General features: G+C 63.6%; 17 protein-coding genes and 1 other RNA gene. 10 read left to right on the forward strand and 8 right to left on the reverse strand.

All coding sequences use genetic code 11. The features are described 5' to 3' along the window. Positions 1-3 precede the first annotated feature (3 nt). The 5 genes from recR to ffs form a co-directional block, all read right to left on the reverse strand. Entirely contained in the window at positions 4-609 is a 606-nt protein-coding gene (recR, locus tag QAZ47_RS00305; RefSeq protein ID WP_278232097.1) for a recombination mediator RecR, read from the reverse strand. Positions 610-713: 104 nt separating this feature from the next. Then, positions 714-1694, reverse strand: coding sequence for a cell wall hydrolase (locus QAZ47_RS00310; protein ID WP_278232098.1), 981 nt, complete (start codon positions 1692-1694; stop codon positions 714-716). A gap of 217 nt (positions 1695-1911) precedes the next feature. Next, on the reverse strand, positions 1912-2235 hold the full coding sequence (locus QAZ47_RS00315) for a YbaB/EbfC family nucleoid-associated protein (protein WP_071101772.1): 324 nt from the start codon (positions 2233-2235) through the stop codon (positions 1912-1914). A gap of 118 nt (positions 2236-2353) precedes the next feature. Further along, positions 2354-4165: a DNA polymerase III subunit gamma/tau gene (locus QAZ47_RS00320; protein ID WP_278204966.1), complete on the reverse strand. Its 1812-nt coding sequence runs from the start codon at positions 4163-4165 to the stop codon at positions 2354-2356. Between the two features lie 106 nt (positions 4166-4271). Next, an RNA gene (gene ffs, locus QAZ47_RS00325) (signal recognition particle sRNA small type) lies at positions 4272-4368 on the reverse strand. A gap of 180 nt (positions 4369-4548) precedes the next feature. Here ffs and QAZ47_RS00330 point away from each other — a divergent pair. From QAZ47_RS00330 to QAZ47_RS00340, 3 genes are read left to right on the forward strand one after another with little or no spacing between them, the layout of a single operon-like run. Further along, the gene (locus tag QAZ47_RS00330; protein ID WP_278204967.1) at positions 4549-4968 is read left to right on the forward strand and encodes an HIT family protein; all 420 of its coding nucleotides are present in this window, start codon (positions 4549-4551) and stop codon (positions 4966-4968) included. A gap of 45 nt (positions 4969-5013) precedes the next feature. Next, positions 5014-5955: an NAD(+) diphosphatase gene (nudC, locus tag QAZ47_RS00335; protein WP_278204968.1), complete on the forward strand. Its 942-nt coding sequence runs from the start codon at positions 5014-5016 to the stop codon at positions 5953-5955. A gap of 13 nt (positions 5956-5968) precedes the next feature. Further along, positions 5969-6271 (forward strand): Dabb family protein, encoded by a 303-nt coding sequence (locus QAZ47_RS00340; RefSeq protein ID WP_278204969.1) that lies wholly within the window; start codon positions 5969-5971, stop codon positions 6269-6271. Positions 6272-6531: 260 nt separating this feature from the next. Here the strand turns inward: QAZ47_RS00340 and QAZ47_RS00345 are convergent, their stop codons facing one another. Further along, a complete protein-coding gene (locus tag QAZ47_RS00345) occupies positions 6532-7395 on the reverse strand; it encodes a prephenate dehydratase (RefSeq protein ID WP_278204970.1) in 864 nt (287 codons plus the stop codon). A 26-nt stretch (positions 7396-7421) separates the two neighbouring features. After that, complete coding sequence (locus QAZ47_RS00350) at positions 7422-8150, reverse strand: 3-deoxy-manno-octulosonate cytidylyltransferase (RefSeq protein ID WP_278232099.1); 729 nt, start codon at positions 8148-8150, stop codon at positions 7422-7424. A 191-nt stretch (positions 8151-8341) separates the two neighbouring features. Here QAZ47_RS00350 and QAZ47_RS00355 point away from each other — a divergent pair, with 191 nt between their 5' ends. From QAZ47_RS00355 to QAZ47_RS00385, 7 genes are all read left to right on the forward strand, one after another. Next, a complete protein-coding gene (locus QAZ47_RS00355) occupies positions 8342-9007 on the forward strand; it encodes a cytochrome c family protein (RefSeq protein ID WP_278204972.1) in 666 nt (221 codons plus the stop codon). Positions 9008-9264: 257 nt separating this feature from the next. Next, complete coding sequence (locus QAZ47_RS00360) at positions 9265-11145, forward strand: extracellular solute-binding protein (protein ID WP_278204973.1); 1881 nt, start codon at positions 9265-9267, stop codon at positions 11143-11145. A gap of 14 nt (positions 11146-11159) precedes the next feature. Continuing rightward, the gene (locus QAZ47_RS00365; RefSeq protein ID WP_278233741.1) at positions 11160-13022 is read left to right on the forward strand and encodes an extracellular solute-binding protein; all 1863 of its coding nucleotides are present in this window, start codon (positions 11160-11162) and stop codon (positions 13020-13022) included. A 279-nt stretch (positions 13023-13301) separates the two neighbouring features. Beyond that, positions 13302-14396, forward strand: a complete 1095-nt coding sequence (locus QAZ47_RS00370) for a microcin C ABC transporter permease YejB (protein WP_278232100.1) — start codon at positions 13302-13304, stop codon at positions 14394-14396. Beyond that, positions 14396-15535: an ABC transporter permease gene (locus QAZ47_RS00375; RefSeq protein WP_278076056.1), complete on the forward strand. Its 1140-nt coding sequence runs from the start codon at positions 14396-14398 to the stop codon at positions 15533-15535. Before QAZ47_RS00370 ends, QAZ47_RS00375 begins: the two co-directional genes overlap by 1 nt. Next, positions 15532-17160: an ABC transporter ATP-binding protein gene (locus QAZ47_RS00380; RefSeq protein WP_278232101.1), complete on the forward strand. Its 1629-nt coding sequence runs from the start codon at positions 15532-15534 to the stop codon at positions 17158-17160. The genes QAZ47_RS00375 and QAZ47_RS00380 overlap by 4 nt, the downstream gene beginning before the upstream one ends. 37 nt (positions 17161-17197) lie before the next feature. Continuing rightward, on the forward strand, positions 17198-18139 hold the full coding sequence (locus QAZ47_RS00385; protein WP_278232102.1) for a glyoxylate/hydroxypyruvate reductase A: 942 nt from the start codon (positions 17198-17200) through the stop codon (positions 18137-18139). Here the strand turns inward: QAZ47_RS00385 and QAZ47_RS00390 are convergent. Next, entirely contained in the window at positions 18133-18519 is a 387-nt protein-coding gene (locus tag QAZ47_RS00390; protein ID WP_278232103.1) for a hypothetical protein, read from the reverse strand. The genes QAZ47_RS00385 and QAZ47_RS00390 overlap by 7 nt on opposite strands. Positions 18520-18620 lie beyond the last annotated feature (101 nt).

The raw sequence follows: 18620 nt of genomic DNA on the forward strand, positions 1-18620 counted from the left end.
CGCTCAAAACGCCGTCCTCGAGCGCAGCGCCGCGGCCAGCGTGCCTTCGTCGAGGTAATCGAGCTCGCCGCCGACCGGAACGCCGTGCGCGAGCCGTGTCACCTTGACTTCGAAGCCCGAGAGCTGGTCGGTCAAGTAATGCGCCGTCGTCTGGCCCTCGACGGTGGCGTTGACGGCGAGGATCACCTCCTTCACCTCGCCGCCGGCGACGCGGTCGATCAATGAGCGGATGTTGAGCTGGTCCGGGCCGATGCCGTCGAGCGGCGACAGTGTGCCGCCGAGCACGTGGTAGCGCACGTTCATGGCGGCGGCACGCTCCAGCGCCCAGAGATCGGAGACGTCCTCCACGACGATCAGCGTGCCGGCATCGCGACGCGGGTCGGTGCAGATCATGCAGGGGTCGGAGGTGTCGACATTGCCGCAGGTCGAGCAGATGCGCACCTTGTCGACCGCCTCGCCCATGGCGGCGGCGAGTGGCTGCAGCAGTTGCTCCTTCTTCTTGATCAGATGGAGGGCCGCTCGCCTTGCCGAACGCGGACCGAGCCCCGGCACCTTGGCCAGGAGCTGGATCAGGCGTTCGATCTCTGGACCGGCGATTCGCTTCGACATCGCTCTGATCTAGGATTTTTCGGAGCGCTTTGGAACAGTCGCAACGATGCACGGCCCGCCTTGCTGCCAAGGCGGGCCGTGTGCCGAGGGTCGACTCAACAGGTTTAGAGCGGTCGGTTCTGGCTGACGATCAGCGCGCCAATGGCATCGGTGTTCTCAGGCGTCGATTGGAATCCCATCGCCGCTTCCTGGGGAGCGCTCGGAACGGAGGTGACATACCGGCCTTTCAGCGTGCCGCCGAAGCGGGACGCGTCCGGCTCCTCCATCGGCTCCTGCATCGCCACCACGGTCGGCTTCGCCGTGACGCGGCCGGACTTCTGCGAGGGCGCGGCGGAAGCAGTCATGACGGTCTGCTCGGCCGGAACGGCTGCTGGCTTGGCCGAAGGCACCGGCGCCGCTACCGCGGTCATTGCGGCCTGCTTGGCCGGATCGGCATGGACAATGGTCTTGACCACCGGCTCGGCGGAAGCGACGAGCACCGGAGCGGCGGGGTCGGTCTTCTGCGACTTGTCGGAGGCCATGGCGACCACGGGCTCGTCCGGCAGCGGCTGCCAATTGCGGCCGCGCTTCTCATAGAAGGCGTTGCCGCCGGCCACCATCGTGTAGTGCATGTTCTTGTAGGGGAAGCGCAGGCCGGCGGTGTGGAAATACATCGTGTTCATGAGCTTGGCCTTGCGCTCGCCCTTGAGCACCGCCTGGGCGGCCTCCTCGACATCGGGCAGCGCCCGCGAGTTCATCGGCCGCGTCATCACGCCGGGGGCGAACTGGCCCCTCTCGCCGACGACCTCGCAGATGGTGCTGCCGTGCTGGCCCGAGCGCAGCCGGTTCATGACGACCGTGCCGACGGCGATCATGCCGTCACGGCTCGACCGGTTCGACTCGAAGAACATCGCCCTTTGCAGGCACTCCTTGTCCTTCATCGAGTATTTGTAGGAGCGCGAGCTAAGGAAGCTCGGCGTGACGGCGTCGGTCAGGCTCGCCACCGACATGCCATGTGACGTGGTCTGGCTGCAGCCGGCCAGGAACAAGGGGGAAGCGGCGATGCCGATGAGCAGCAGCGGCGTCTTCCATCGCGTCGCGATCAACAAAAAAGCCTCATTTCCAGATGCCAGCCCGCCCCGAGATGTGGCAAGAATGAGACTCTTTCAGGCAAAAAGATGGCTAGATGGTTAGCAATCCCTGGACTTGGGTAAAACTTTATGAATGCCTCGAAATGAGCCCGTGAGCAAAGCCGGCAAAATGGTTAATATTGCGGCCCGCGCTCGATTTTCATTCATAATCAATTAACTGGCGGCAGGCGCCTCAGAATGGCAATTTCATTCCGGGTGGAATCGGCAGGCCGGCAGTCAAGGCCTTGGTCTTTTCCTGCATGACCTGCTCGACCTTATTTTTGGCGTCATTGTGAGCGGCCAACAGCAGGTCTTCGAGGATCTCGACCTCGTCGTCCTTGAGCAATGACGGATCGATCTTCAGCGCCTTCATTTCGAACTTGCCTGTCAGCGTCACGCTGACCAGGCCGCCGCCCGCCTGCCCGGTGGCTTCGAGCGTCGCGATCTCGTCCTGCATGGCCTGGAACTTGGCCTGCATTTCCTTCGCCTTGCCCATCAGGCCGAGAAGATCCTTCATCGCAAATATCCTCTTTGTTTCTTTTGTCGGAGCATGATCTTGTCCGAACCGTAGGTCAGCGAAGCAAAAACCGGTTCCCACTTTTCACTGACGCGGTCCTTCGGTTCGGGATCATGCTCTAGATTTCGTCATCGTCCGCCGCCGGCTCGACAGGCAGATCGGCCTCGGTGCCTTCGACCTCCGGCACATCCGGAATGCGCACGTCGATGATCTTGGCGCCGGGAAAGCGGGCGAGGATGGCGGCGACGGTCGGATCGCTCCTGGCGTCCGAGAAGGCGTTCTCGCGCTTCGTCGTCTCCTTCTCGGCCAGCGTCTGGCCACCCTCTTCCTTCGACAGCGACACCAGCCAGTTGCGGCCGGTCCAGGCGCGCAGCTTGGCGGTGAGGTCGTTGAGCAGCATCTTCGGCGCATCGTCGGTCAGGCTGACGTCGATGCGGCCAGGCTCGATGCGCACCAGCCGCACGCAGCGCTTCAAGAGCACCTTGAAGGCGATGTCGCGATTGGCGTCGGCAAGGGCCGCAATGTCGGCCAGCGACTTCACCGGAACGGCAGGCGTCTCGACGACCGGCTCGGGCGCAGGAACGAAGGCGGCAGGCACCGGCTGCGCCTCGACCAGCCGCATCGTCTGCGCGCCGCTGGAGGTCGGCATGCGTGTTTGCGCCACCGCGCTGGCGCCGCCATTGCCGGGACTTGCCGGCGCTCCGTTGGCACGCGGCGCGCCGTTCGGCACCGGCGCCGCGCCTTCCAGCGATTTCAGCGCTTCGTCCAGGGTCGGCAGGTCGGCGGCGTGCGCCAGCCGGATCAGCACCATCTCGCCGGCGCTGACCGGGCGGTTGGAGGACTGCACCTCGGGGATGCCCTTGAGCAGCATCTGCCAGGCACGCGACAGCACGCGCACCGACAGGGTGCTCGCGAATTCCGCGCCGCGCCGCCGCTCGTCCTCGGAGAGCGAGGCGTCCTCGGCCGCCGCCGGCACGAAACGCAGCCGGGTGACGAGATGATTGAATTCGGCCAAATCGGTGAGCACGGCGGCAGGGTCGGCGCCGGTGTCGTACTGCGCCCGGAACTCGGCCAAAGCAGCCGCCACGTCGCCCTTCATGACATGCTCGAACAGGTCGATGATGCGGGCGCGGTCAGCGAGCCCCAGCATCGCGCGCACCGCCTCGGCGCTGACCGTGCCGCTGCCATGGGCGATCGCCTGGTCGAGAATCGAAAGCGAATCGCGCGCCGAGCCCTCGGCGGCGCGGGCGATCATCGCCAGGGCCTCGTCGTCGACGGAAATGCCTTCCTTGGCGGCGATAGAAGAAAGATGCGCGACGAGCGCGCCGGCATCGATGCGCCTCAGATCGAAGCGCTGGCAGCGCGACAGAACCGTGATCGGCACCTTGCGGATCTCGGTGGTGGCGAAGATGAATTTGACGTGCGGCGGCGGCTCTTCCAGCGTCTTCAGCAGGCCGTTGAAGGCCTGGGTGGAGAGCATATGCACTTCGTCGATGATGTAGACCTTGTAGCGGGCCGAGACCGGCGCATAGCGCACGCGGTCGATGATGTCCCTGATGTCGTCGATGCCGGTGTGGGAGGCGGCGTCCATCTCGATGACGTCGACATGGCGGCCTTCCATGATCGCCTGGCAATGCTCGCCGGGAATCGAGAGGTCGACGGAGGGCTGGTCGACGGTCGCCGTCTTGTAGTTCAGCGCCCGTGCCAGGATGCGCGCCGTCGTCGTCTTGCCGACGCCGCGCACGCCGGTCAGCATCCAGGCCTGGGCGATGCGGCCAGTGGCGAAGGCGTTGGTCAGGGTGCGGACCATCGGCTCCTGGCCGATCAGCTCGGAGAAATTGGAGGGCCGATATTTGCGTGCCAGCACGCGATAGGCGCCGGCCTTTCCTGTCTCCAGGCTTTCTGGCCCCAAATTTCCGGCTTCGCTCATTCGCCGTCAAAAGCTCCAAGGACCGCGACGGAAGGCGGCCGATTCCTGCGCATAGTCTCGCCCGCACGGCTTGGCGCCGTCAATGTCGCGGGAGAAAGGCGAAGAGGCGGGAGGCTGGAACAATGACCCGTTCCGGGCTCGTTAGGGCTGCTTCCTTCCGGACCTGACCCGGTTGGCGAGTGGATCGTCCACCACCAACCTCCCGCGCTCCATATCGGCAATTCGGCGCCGAAATGCAAGGGCGGAGGTGAATGGCCGGCCCGGCCAGGCGGGCAAGAAGCCTTCAAATCAACAATAGCGGCCAATGATTCGCTTGCAGCCATCTTGCCGCCGCTCTAGCGTTCCCCGGTTTGAAAAAAGTTACAAAAGCGAAGGAAACGCCCATGCTGCCTGGCCTCAAGGCCGGTTTCACACTAGACGCCCGGTTGGAGGCGGACAGTGAGCAGCTCATGTGGCTCGGCCTGTGCGAGCTCAGGGTGATGAACGATCGTCGCTGGCCGTGGCTTATCCTGGTTCCGCAGCGGCCCGGCATCGAGGAGTTGCACGACATGACGCCGCTCGACCAGGCGATGCTGACCTTCGAGACCAACATGGTGGCGCAGGCGCTGAAGCGGGTGACCGGCTGCACCAAGATCAACACCGGCGCGCTCGGCAACATCGTGCGCCAGCTGCATGTCCACGTCATCGCGCGCACCGAGGGCGACCCGGGCTGGCCCGGGCCGGTCTGGGGGCACGGTATGCGCGAGCCCTATCAACGCCCCGATATCCGCCGGTTTGCCGAAACCATCAAGGCAGCGCTATAAGCCGACCAGTGTCCATCCCCCGCTTTCCCGAGACCCCGAGTCCACATGAGCTTCCGTCTGTTTGACGCGCCATTGCGCGAGCCGAGCCAGTTCGTCGGTTTCGCCGGAAACCGGATCGACCGGCAGTCGGAAAACCGCGCCGACGACGCGGTCGAAAAGGCGCTCGCCGAGCGATCGGCGCGGCTGATGCTGATGCATGGCGGCCGGCTCTATCTGAAACTCGCCGACGGCAGGTTCGACCCCTGGTTCGAGACGGCGGAAAGCCGGGCCTTCGAGGTTTCGCTCGACCGCGGCGTGCTGCTCGGCTTTTCCGAGGACGGCCCGGTGCTTGCCGTGCCCGCCGGCATCGAGCCGGAAAAGTTGCCCGAGACGATCAAGGCGATCGACTATCGTTCGGTCTACATGCAGGGTTTGATCGACGAAGCGGCCGCCGGCGCGCTGGCGCAAGGCGCGGCGCTGCTTGCCTGGCATGCCAGCCACGCTTTCTGCAGCAAGTGCGGCAATGCTTCCGAAATGCGCGCCGGCGGCTACAGACGGCACTGTCCGGCCTGCGGCACCGACCATTTCCCGCGCACCGACCCGGTGGCGATCATGCTGACGGCGACGCGCGAGAAATGCCTGCTCGGGCGCGGCCGGCATTTCGCGCCGGGCATGTATTCGGCGCTGGCCGGCTTCATCGAACCGGGCGAGACGATCGAGGCGGCGGTGCGCCGCGAGACGCTGGAGGAGGCCGGCATCCGGCTCGGCCGTGTCGTCTATCATGCCAGCCAGCCGTGGCCGTTTCCCTATTCGCTGATGATCGGCTGCTTCGGCGAGCCGCTCAACGAGGATATCCAGGCCGACCTCAACGAGCTGGAGGACTGCCGCTGGTTTTTCCGCGACGAGGTGCGCTCGATGCTGGTCAGGGAGCATGCCGGCGGGTTGATCACACCGCCGAAAGGGGCGATCGCCCACCACCTCATCCGCGCCTGGGTCGACAGCGAATAGGAGCAGCCGAAAAATGATCCGTCATACCGTCGTGTTCACGCTGAAGCATCCGCCGCATTCGCTGGAGGCGAAACGTTTCCTCCACGACGCGAAGAAGATCCTCACCGAGATCAAAGGCGTCACGCATTTCGAGCAGCTGCGCCAGGTGAGCCCCAAGAACGACTATCAGTTCGGCTTCTCGATGGAGTTCGCCGACCAGGCCGCCTACACCAGGTATAACGAGCACCCCGACCATATCGCCTTCGTACGCGACCGCTGGGTTCCGGAGGTCGAGGCGTTCATGGAGATCGACTACGTGCCGTTGGGTTGGGGCTGATAAGCGGGTTGAGCGCAAACGTCGCAGATTGGCGAAGGCCTTCGTGCTTCGTCATCCACGGGCGAAGCAAGGAGCGAAGCGACGCGCGTAGACCCGAGGATCCATTCCGTGACGTCGAAGCGTTACAACGGTCCAGAATTCTGCTCCGCTGCGCCCCTTGACTGAGGTAACGGCATGGATCCTCGGGTCTGCGCTCCGCTTCGCGTCGCTCCGCCCGTGGATGACGACCTCGCGAAGGCTCCCGCCAATCCGAAGACCGTTCAGTCCGCGACCTTCCACTGCTCGCGCGACGCGCTCGCCGGATAGACGCCGAGGATGCGCATCTCGCGCGAGAAGAAGCGCAGTTCGTCGAGCGCCAGCTTGACCAGCGGATCGTCGGGGTGGCCCTCGATGTCGGCGTAGAACAGCGTCGCGGTGAAGGCGCCGAGCTGATAGCTCTCGAGCTTGGTCATGTTGATGCCGTTGGTGGCGAAGCCGCCCATGGCCTTGTAGAGCGCGGCCGGCACGTTGCGGACGCGGAAGATGAAGGTGGTCATCATCTTGGCGTCGGGCGATGGCCGCTCGGCCCACTGCTTGTTCTTGGTCAGCACGACGAAGCGGGTGACGTTCGAGTCGGTGTCCTCGACATTCTTCTCGATGATGTCGAGGCCGTAGAGCTCGGCGGCGAGCGCAGGCGCCAGCGAGGCCATGGTGCGATCCTTGACCTCGGAAACCATCTTGGCCGAACCCGCCGTGTCGCCGGCGACCACCGGCTTCCAGCCGTTCTTGCGGATGTATTTGCGGCACTGGCCAAGCGCGTGGATATGGCTGTGCACCGTCTTGATCTCTTCGCGCCTGACACCCGGCAGCACCATCAGCTGGAAATGGATCGGCAGGAAATACTCGCCGACGATGTGCAGGCGCGATTCCGGCAACAGATGATGGATGTCGGCGACGCGCCCTGCGATCGTGTTCTCGATCGGGATCATGGCGAGATCGGCCTTGCCGGTCTCCACGGCGTTGAAAGCGTCCTCGAAAGTCGGACAGGGCAACGGATCCATCGACGGGAACATGTTGCGGCAAGCGGTGTCGGAGTTGGCGCCGGGCTCGCCCTGGAAGGAGATTCTGTTGGTCTTTTCGGGCATTCGCCAATGTCTCGCTTACGGATGTCTCAATTTGAAAGGATTTGCCTGGCGCGTTCGAGATCGTCGGGCGTGTCGACGCCGAGCGGCAGCGACCGGACGATCTCGGCATCGATGCGCATGCCGGCTTCAAGCGCCCGCAGCTGCTCCAGCCGTTCACGGCGCTCCAGCGGCGACGGCTTCAACGCGACGAAGCGTTCGAGCGCCGCGCGCCGATAGGCGTAGAGGCCGACATGGTGATAGAGCGGGCCTTCCCCCCAAGGCGCCGTGGCGCGCGTGAAATAGAGCGCCCTGAGCCGCGTCGGGGACAGCGGCGAGCCGACGATCTTGACGACGTTCGGATTGGTCCTTTCCTCGTCGCGGACGATCTCGACGCCGAGCGTGGCGATGTCGACCGACGGGTCGTCGAAGGGCCGCAGCGATGCGCCGATGATTTCAGGGTCGATGGTCGGCAGATCGCCCTGCACATTGACGATGGTTCCGACCTCTTTCCTCGGGTCAACCGCGGCAAGGGCCTCGAAGATGCGGTCGGAGCCCGATTCGTGGTCGGCACGCGTCATCACCGCTTCGAAACCGTGCTCCCGGACCGCCGAGGCAACCGCTTCCGTGTCCGTCGCCACGACCACGCGGCCAAGCCCGGCCTCGGCGCCACGGCGGGCGACATGGACGATCATCGGCGCGCCGGCGATGTCGGCCAGCGGCTTGCCCGGCAGGCGCGTCGAGGCCATGCGGGCGGGGATCAGGATCAATGTCGACATGGGACTTCAGGGCGGCCGGGAAAGCGGATGGAAAGTGGCAAAACGTCTCACTGGAAGCGCCCTTATAGGTGTTGCAACGCCGAAGCAAAAGACCTAGTTTCCGCGCGATTTGACTGGCCCTCCCGGGCCTTTAGCGATACCGACGGACGGAGTGGACGGGACGGTCCGCCGGAAAAGGGAGCAAGGGGCGTATGGATTCCAACGAAGTCAACAAGCTGCTCGGCGGATTCCTCGGAACCTGCTTCGTCGTCTTTTCCGTGGGCATCGTTTCCGACGCGCTGTTTGCTTCCCCCGCGCCCGAGAAGCCCGGCTTCGCCATCGAGGCTCAAGAACCGGCCGAAGGCGGCGGTGCCGCAGCGCCCGCCGCCGAAGCCAAGCCGATCGCCGACCTGCTCGCCACCGCCAATGCCGAGGCGGGCGCCGCCATCTTCAAGAAGTGCCAGGCCTGCCATTCCGGCGAGAAGGGCGGCCCGAACAAAGTCGGTCCGGACCTCTGGGATGTCGTCGACCGGCCCGTCGCCGAGCATGAAGGCTTCGCTTATTCGGCCGGCATGAAGGACTTTTCCAAGGGCGGCGCCGAGAAGTGGACCTACGACAACCTCAACCACTTCATCACCTCGCCGAAGAAGTTCGTGAAGGGCACGGCGATGGGCTTTGCCGGCCTGCCGAAGGATGAAGACCGCGCCAACGTGATCGCCTATCTGCGCACGTTGTCGGACAATCCGAAGCCGCTGCCGCAGCCGGGTGCTTCGGCCGAGGCCAAGCCCGCCGAAGGCGCCAAGCCCGCGGAAGGTGCCGCACCCGCCAAGCCGGCCGAAGGCGCCGCTCCGGCCAAGCCGGCCGCACCCGCTCAATAAACAATTTGTCATGAAGACACCTTGGAAAAGCCGGGTTCGTCCCGGCTTTTCTGTTAGGAAAACCGCATATGCGGCGACAAAAGCCGGCGCTTGCGGTTTTCACCGGCGTCAAATGATCTAGATTGCCGGTGGGCAGAGCAATTCCAGGAAAAGTGGGAACCGGTTTTCCGTCCGGAATTGCGTCGAAACAAAGCGAAGGAGCGGTCGTCGTTTCCGTGAAACGATGAACGCTTCAGAGCTCGCGACGAGGAGAACGCATGACGGTTGGCCGCTCCCGAACGTTTTTCGCATCGATGCTGGCGGTTGCTTTCGCCGCGAGCCTGCAGGCCAGCTTCGCCGACGAATGGCACACGACTTCCTCGCTGATCGGCCCCTCCAAATACGGCGACAATTTCCAGCGCTACGACTACGTCAATCCGGATGCTCCAAAGGGCGGCACCTACAACTCCGTGGTTACCGGCACCTTCGACAGCTTCAATCCCTACATCGTGCAGGGATCGCCAGCCTCCGGCTTCGCGCAGTTCGGCGGCGGCCTGCTCTACGACACGCTGATGGACCAGGCGACCGATGAGGGCAGCGTCAGCCACCCGCTGGTCGCAGAGGCCTACAAATACCCGTCCGACTATTCGTCGGCTACTTACCGGCTCAACCCTCAAGCCAAGTGGCATGACGGCCAGCCGATCACCGTCGACGACGTGGTCTGGTCGTTCCAGGTGCTGAAGGCCAACAGCCCGATGTACAATCGCTATTTCGAGAACGTGACCGAAGCGGTCGCCATATCGGACCGCGAGGTCGAGTTCCATTTCAACCAGAAAGGCAATCGCGAACTGCCCAAGATCCTCGGCGACCTCGTCGTTTTGCCGAAGCACTGGTGGGAGGGCACCGATGCCAGCGGCAAGAAGCGCGACATCACAAGGCCGACGCTCGAACCGCCGCTCGGCTCCGGCGCCTACAGAATAGCCAGCTTCAAGCCGGGCTCGGAGATCGTCTGGCAGCGCGTGACCGACTATTGGGGCGCCAAGCTGCCGGTGAAGATCGGCCGCGAGAATTTCGATACCCAGCGCTTCACCTATATCCTGGACGACAATGCCGCCTGGCAAGCCTTCAGCAAGGGCGGGCTCGACGACATCAAGCCGGAAAACAGTTCGCGGCGTTGGGCGACGGCTTACAACTTTCCGGCGGTGAACGCCGGCGACGTGATCAAAAAGGAATTCAAAACCACCTCGCCCGAGCCGATGCAGGCTTTCGTGCTCAATCAGCGGCGGCCGCTGTTCCAGGACCGGCTGGTGCGCGCCGCGCTGACCTATCCGTTCGACTTCGAAACGATGAACCGCACGCTGTTCTACAATTCGAACACGCGCACCCACAGCTATTTCGAGGGCACGGAGCTGGCGTCGAGCGGGCTGCCGCAAGGCAAGGAACTCGAAATCCTGGAGAAGTATCGCGACAAGCTGCCGCCGGAGCTGTTCACGCAGGAATTCAAGCTGCCGGTCTACGATTCACCGCAAGCGGAGCGGAAGAATCTGAAGCAGGCGGTCGACCTTTTTGCAAAGGCAGGCTGGGTCATCAAGGGCGGCAAGATGGTGAATGCCAAGACCGGCCAGCCCTTCAAGTTCGAGATACTCGGCTCGAACGACACCGACCAGGTCATCGCCAGTCCGTGGATCGCAAACCTGCGCAAGATCGGCGTCGATGCCACGCTGCGCATCATCGACCAGACGCAATACATCAACCGCGTCAACAATTTCGACTACGACGTCGTCACCAGCATACTCCAGCAATCGGAATCGCCTGGCAACGAGCAGCGCGATTTCTGGAGCTCGAAGGCGGCGGACACGCCGGGATCGCGCAACTATTCCGGCATCAAGAACCCGGTGGTCGACGCGCTCGTCGACCGCATCATCTTCGCCACCGACCGCGACGATCTCGTCGCCACCACCCATGCGCTCGATCGGGTGCTGTTGTGGAACTACTATGTCGTGCCGCAATACTACCGCGCGGTGGTTTGGCTCGCCTATTGGAACAAGTTCGGCATGCCGGAAAAGCAGCCCAGCTACCGTGGCGCCGACATCGATTCCTGGTGGGTCGACACAGCGAAGGAGAAGGCGCTGGCCGCCAAGTACAAGGGGCTCAATTGATGAGGCGGCAGACAATGCTTCCTCGTCGCGACTTCCTGGCGCTCGGCGCTGCAACGGCGGCCAGGGCACTGCTTCCCGGCCGCGCCTTTGCCGCCATTCCGACGGGCGTGAAGGTGCATGGCCTGTCGGCTTTCGGCGATCTCAAATACAAGCCCGACTTCACGCATTTCGACTATGTCAATCCGGGCGCCCCAAAGGGCGGCCAGATGAATTTCGCACCACCGAACGCAACTCTGAATCAAAGCTTTCTAACCTTCAACACCCTGAATTCCCTGGTGTTGAAGGGAGATTCACCGCCGCGCACCGAACTCTGTTTCGACTCGCTGATGACAAGCGCGCTCGATGAGCCGGATGCCGTCTACGGTCTGCTTGCGGAGTCCGTTACCTTGTCGCAAGACCGCAACGGCTTCCGCTTCGCCCTAAGACCGCAAGCGAGATTCCACGATGGCACGCCTCTGACCGCCGACGACGTCGCCTTCGCTTTGAAGCTGTACAAGGACCAAGGCCATCCAAACCTGTCCAAGGCGCTGCGCTATATGACGGAGGCGGTTGCCATCGATGCCGTCACCCTCAACCTCACCTTCAACGGCGAACAATCCGCGCAGAACATTCTTGCGGTCGTGGTGATGCCGATCGTGTCCAAGGCCTTTTACACGGCCAATGAGTTCGATGCCTCGACGATGACGCCGCCGCTCGGTTCCGGACCATACAAGATAGGACGCGTCGTGGCAGGACAGACCGTCGAGTATGAGCGCGTCGCCGACTATTGGGGCCGCGATCTCCCCGTGAACCGTGGTGTTAACAATTTCGATCGCATTCGTATCGACTTCTATCTCGACCGCCAGGCCGCATTTGAGGCCTTCAAGAAGGGCGACACCCATTTCCGCGAGGAATTTACCTCGCGGGTGTGGGCAACCGGCTATGACTTTCCGGCGCTTAAGGAGAGCAAGGTCGTCAAACGGGAATTTCCCGGCGAGAAATCGCCGGATATGCAGGCCGTCGCGCTGAATCAGCGTCGCGCGCAATTCCGTGATGTGCGCGTAAGGCAAGCGATCGCCAACTGCTTCGATTTCGAATGGACCAAGCGCGTCCTGTTTTTTGGCTCTTACGAGCGTTCGCAATCGAATTTCGAACGCTCGGACTACAAGGCCGAAGGACTGCCATCTCCCCAGGAACTGGCCCTGCTGGAGCCTTTTCGGGCCGAATTGCCGCCAGAGACGTTCGGCGAGCCGGTGATGCAGCCCGTATCCGACGGTTCGGGTCGCGACCGCAAGCTGATGGGCAAGGCTTCAAGACTGCTTGCCGAAGCCGGCTGGAAGCGAACAGGCGATTTCGTCGTCAATGAAAAGGGGGAGCGGCTGCGCGTGGAAATGCTCGCCGAGGACGATGGCATCGTCCGTCTCTTCACCAAATGGTTTGAGAATATGAAGGCGATTGGGATCGACGCGTCCATCCGGCAAGTCGATTCGACGCAGTATGAACAGCGGCAGAGCGATTTCGACTTCGATTTCAACCTGCTCCATTGGTCGATAGGGGCAACGCCCACTGCCGACGGGCTGGAGATGCTCTACGACTCGCGAATGGCGAAAATCCCGGGGCAGCGCAACTATCCAGGCACCGAGAGCCGGGCCATCGACGCGCTGATCGTGGCAGCGGGCAAGGCCGGCAATCGGGCAGAGCTCGTTACGGTGCTCCGAGCGCTCGACCGGGTCTTGCGCGCGCGGCTAGACTGGATTCCAACATATTATCTCGCGAATCACCGCGTCGCCTATTGGGACATGTTCGGCTTTCCAGAGCAGAAACCCGATTTCGGCTTTCCGGTCGAGACGACGTGGTGGATCGACAAGGAGAAGGCGGCAAAGATTGGCAAAGGGTGACTTTCTTGCGGACGTCGGCGCCGCCCCTCACCTGCCTGCCGGCATCCTCTCCCCGTGTAGGGACGGGGAGAGGGGGGCTTTCGTCGGCGGTTTCGCCAATCACGAGCATCGCAATAAGAGCGCCGAGATTGCGGCCAGCCCATTTCTCCCCGTCACTATACGGGGAGAAATGTCCGGCAGGACAATGAGGGGCGGCGCCGGCGTCTACAATTGGTCTGAAGCGATTGCCTTGGGATCACCCACAGACACAGCGGTTCTCCCGAAGGAGGATAATTTCTGATGGGCGCCTATATCCTGCGCCGCATCCTTTTGATGATCCCGACGCTGTTCGGCATCATGGCGATCTCCTTCGCCGTCATCCAGTTCGCGCCGGGCGGCCCGGTCGAGCAGGTCATCGCCAAGCTCACCAACCAGGGCGGCGCCGATCGTCTCGGCGGCGGCGGTGGCGATGCCGGCGCCACCAATCTCGATGTCGCCGGCGATGTCAGCTCGAAATATCGCGGCGCGCAGGGGCTGGACCCCGAATTCATCAAGAAGCTCGAAAAGCAGTTCGGCTTCGACAAGCCGCCGCTCGAACGCTTCGGCATGATGCTGTGGAACTATGCCCGCTTCGATTTCGGCGACAGCTATTTCCGCGACATCTCGGTGCTCGACCTGATCCTGGAAAAGATGCCGGTGTCGATCTCGATCGGGCTGTGGATCACGCTTCTGTCCTACCTGATCTCGATCCCGCTCGGCATCCGCAAGGCGGTGCAGGACGGCTCGACCTTCGACGTCTGGACGAGCGGCGTGGTGATCGTCGGCTACGCCATCCCCGGCTTCCTGTTCGGCATTCTCCTGATGGTGCTTTTCGCCGGCGGCTCGGTCTGGGACTGGTTCCCGCTGCGCGGCATCGTTTCCGACAATTGGGACCAGTTGTCCTGGCCGGACAAGATCCTCGACTATTTCTGGCACATGACGCTGCCGCTGACGGCGCTGGTGCTGTCGGCCTTCGCCACGACGACGCTTCTGACCAAGAACTCCTTCCTCGAGGAGATCCGCAAGCAATATGTGGTGACGGCGCGGGCCAAGGGCCTGTCGGAGCGCAAGGTGCTCTACGGCCACGTCTTCCGCAACGCCATGCTGATCGTCATCGCCGGCTTTCCCGGCGCCTTCATCTCGGCCTTCTTCACCGGCTCGCTGCTGATCGAGAACATCTTCTCGCTCGACGGCCTCGGCCTGCTCGGCTTCAAGTCGGTGATCGACCGCGACTATCCGGTCGTCTTTGCCAATCTCTACATCTTCTCGCTGCTCGGCCTGTTCGTCGGCCTGCTGTCGGACCTGATCTACACCTGGGTCGATCCGCGCATCGATTTCGAGCGGAGAGACGTCTGATGGCGGCAGTCTCGGCCGAAACCAAGCCGGCTCGTGCCGCCCGGCCGTGGTTGTCGCCGCTCAACCAGCGGCGGTTGCAGAACTTCAAGGCGAACCGGCGCGGCTACTGGTCGCTGTGGATCTTCCTGTTGCTGTTCGTGCTGTCGCTGTTTTCCGAGCTGATCGCCAACGACAAGCCGATCATCGCCTCCTACAAGGGCGAGATCCTGTTCCCGGTGCTGGTCGCCTATCCGGAAGAGAAGTTCGGCGGCTTCTATGCCGTCACCGACTATCGCGATCCGGTCATCCAGGACGAGATCAATGCCAATGGCTGGATGATCTGGCCGCCGGTCCGCTATTCCTACCAGACGGTCAACAACGCCATCCCCGAGGCGGCGCCCGCCAAGCCGTCCTGGCTCTATGACAAGAAGGCGCGCTGCAGCCAGTATCCGCAAGGCGAGGCCGATCCCAACTGCGTCGTCGGCAACTGGAACTGGCTCGGCACCGACGACCAGGCGCGCGACGTGCTGGCGCGCGTGCTTTACGGCTTCCGCATCTCTGTGCTGTTCGGGCTCATCCTGACGCTCGGCTCATCACTGATCGGCGTCGCGGCGGGCGCGGTGCAGGGCTATTTCGGCGGCTGGACGGACCTTCTGTTCCAGCGCTTCATCGAGATCTGGTCGGCGATCCCGGTGCTCTATCTGCTGCTCATCGTCTCCGCGATCCTGCCGCCCGGTTTCTTCATCCTGCTCGGTCTGATGCTTTTGTTCTCCTGGGTGGCGCTGGTCGGCGTGGTGCGCGCCGAATTCCTGCGCGCGCGCAACTTCGAATATGTCAACGCGGCGCGCGCGCTCGGCGTACCCAACCTCACCATCATGTTCCGCCACCTCCTGCCCAACGCCATGGTGGCGACGCTGACCTTCCTGCCCTTCCTGCTCAGTGGCTCGATCTCGACGCTGACCTCGCTCGACTATCTCGGCTTCGGCCTGCCGCCCGGCTCCGCCTCGCTCGGCGAGCTGCTGAAACAGGCGCAGCGCAATCTCAACGCGCCATGGCTCGGCATCTCCGGCTTCATCGTGATCTCGCTGATGCTGTCGCTGCTGGTCTTCATCGGCGAGGCGACGCGCGACGCCTTCGATCCGCGCAAGACGTTCAAATGAGCGAAGCCCTGCTCTCCGTCCGCGATTTGAGCGTCGCCTTCGCGCAAGGCGGCAGCCAGTCGACGGCCGTCGACCGCATCTCCTTCTACATCGCCAGGGGCGAGACGCTGGCGCTGGTCGGCGAATCCGGCTCCGGCAAATCGGTCTCCGCGCTCTCGGTGCTGAAACTTCTGCCCTACCCCGCGGCCAGCCATCCCTCGGGGAAGATCCTGTTCCACGGCGCCGATCTGCTGAGCGCCAACGAAAGGACGCTGCGCGGCGTGCGCGGCAACAAGATCACCATGATCTTCCAGGAGCCGATGACCTCGCTCAATCCGCTGCACACGATCGAGCAGCAGATCGTCGAGGTGCTGTCGCTGCATCAGGGGCTGGGCGACCGGCAGGCCCGCGCGCGCACGCTGGAATTGCTGACCGAGGTCGGCATCCGCGATCCGCAGAAGCGGCTCGACGCCTATCCGCACCAGCTCTCCGGCGGCCAGCGCCAGCGCGTCATGATCGCCATGGCCCTGGCCAACGAGCCGGAACTCTTGATCGCCGACGAGCCGACGACGGCGCTCGACGTCACCGTGCAGGCGCAAATCCTCGAACTGCTCGCGGACCTGAAGAGCCGCAAGGGCATGTCGATGCTGTTCATCACCCACGACCTCGGCATCGTGAGAAAGATCGCCGATCGCGTCTGCGTGATGACCAAGGGCAGAATAGTCGAGACCGGGCCGACCAAGGAGATTTTCGCCAACCCGCAGCACGCCTACACGAAGCACCTCCTGGCCGCCGAGCCGAAGGGCAAGCCGCCGGCGGCGAATGCCAATGCCACGGCGGTGATGACCGGCAAGGACATCAAGGTCTGGTTCCCGATCAAGCGCGGCTTCTTCCGCCGCACCGTCGATCACGTGAAGGCGGTGGACGGCATCGACGTCACCGTGCGCGCCGGCCAGACGCTGGGCGTCGTCGGCGAATCCGGCTCCGGCAAGACCACGCTCGGCCTGGCGCTCGCCCGGATAATCTCCTCGACGGGCGCGATCAATTTCAACGGCCGCGACATCAACGAGCTTTCCTTCAGCGCCATGCGGCCGCTGCGGCGCGAGCTGCAGATCGTCTTCCAGGACCCGTTCGGATCGCTCAGCCCGCGCATGTCGGTCGCCGAGATCATCGAGGAAGGGCTGAAGATCCACGAGCCGAAACTCTCCCCCGACGAGCGCGACGACAAGGTGGTCGACGTGCTGAAGGAAGTCGGGCTCGATCCCGAAACCCGCCACCGCTATCCGCATGAATTCTCGGGCGGCCAGCGCCAGCGCGTCGCCATCGCGCGGGCCATGGTGCTCAATCCGCGCTTCGTCATGCTCGACGAGCCGACCTCGGCGCTCGACATGAGCGTGCAGGCGCAGGTGGTCGACCTTTTGCGCAACCTGCAGGCCAGGCACAACCTGGCCTATCTCTTCATCAGCCACGACCTGAAAGTCATCCGCGCCCTTGCCAATGACGTCATCGTCATGCGCAATGGCCAGATCGTCGAAGCCGGACCGTCCGAACAGATTTTCGGCAGCCCGCAAACCGACTATACCCGGGCGCTGATCTCGGCCGCGTTCCGGATCGAGACCGCGCCGACCGGCGTGGTCAGCGAATAGGCTGACCACGCCGAAATACAGGGAAGACACTCCGCGAATGGAAAAAGGCAAAGTCCTGCTTGCCCTCACCGGCTTTCACCCGCAGCGCTGGCGCGAACTGCTCGCGGCCGAGCGTGATGTGGTGCTGGAGCCCGACGGTCCCAGCGATCCCTCGATCGCCTATGCGGTGGTGTGGAAGCAGAAACCCAACCTCTTGTCGTCGCTGCCCAATCTGCGCGCCATCTTCTCGATCGGCGCCGGCGTCGATCACATCTTCGCCGATCCAGGCCTGCCCGACGTGCCGATCGTCAGGATCGTCGCCGACAATCTCACGCAATACATGACCGAATATGTCGTTTGGCGTGTGCTCGATCACCATCGCCAGGGCATGCTCTACCGCACGCAGCAGCAGAAGAAGATCTGGCACGAGCCGCCGCAGCGGCCGGCCGGCGACATCTCCGTCGGCATCATGGGGCTCGGCCATCTCGGCCGCGCCTCGGCCTCGGTGCTGCTCTCGCTCGGCTTCGCCGTCAACGGCTGGTCGCGCAGCGAGCGCCCGATGCAGGGCGTTTCGACCTATTCCGGCGAGGCGGGGCTGATCCCGTTCCTCAACGCCACCGACATCCTGGTGGTGCTACTGCCACTGACGCCGCGCACCCACGGCATCGTCAACTACGGCGTGCTGAAGGAATTGCGCAGGCGCAACGGCCTCGGCGGCGCGGTGCTGATCAACGCCGGGCGCGGGCGGCTGCAGAAGGATGCCGACATCCTGCGCGCGCTGGACGACGGGACGCTGAAGGAAGCGAGCCTCGACGTGTTCGAAGTCGAGCCGCTGCCGAAGACAAGCCCGCTGTGGAGCCATCCGAAGGTGTTCGTGACGCCGCATGCGGCGGCGACCTCGGATCCCGCCCATCTGGTGCCGATCATGCTTAGGCAGATGGCGGCCTTCGAGCGCGGCGAAAAGCTCGAGAACCTAGTCGACCGCGAAGCGGGCTACTGAGCCGGCGAAGTCGGCTTCGAGGCCGGCAGCGCGAACTTGTCCTTCTTCTTCGGCTTGCCGCAGTCGCGGCGGTCGATCGAGCGGCTCATGGCGTCGATCTCGCCGCTCGCCTTGTCGCTGTCGCGCTTCGCCTTGGAGCGCATGTCCGGCATGAACGGGCCGAAACCCATCGCCGGGTTGGAGAAGTTCGGCTTGGCAGTGATCGGCAGATTGTATTGCTGCGCCACCTGATTGCGCTGCGCCACCAATTGGTCGCAAGGCACATCGTCATATCGCAGCGAGGACTGCACGGCCTCGTCCTGGCGTTCGGCCATCGAGGTGCCCCCGACGCAGCCCGCCACCATCAGGCAAGACGCCAACGCAACCATGTTCCAGCGCATGGGTTCCCTCCGTGCAGTATCCGCCCGGTATCACCCCGACACGCGATTCGGGCTTTTTCGCGGGCAGCGATTCGGGCTTTCTTCGTAGCACAGGATCAATA

This window comes from Mesorhizobium sp. WSM4904, assembly GCF_029674545.1.
Taxonomy (GTDB): domain Bacteria; phylum Pseudomonadota; class Alphaproteobacteria; order Rhizobiales; family Rhizobiaceae; genus Mesorhizobium.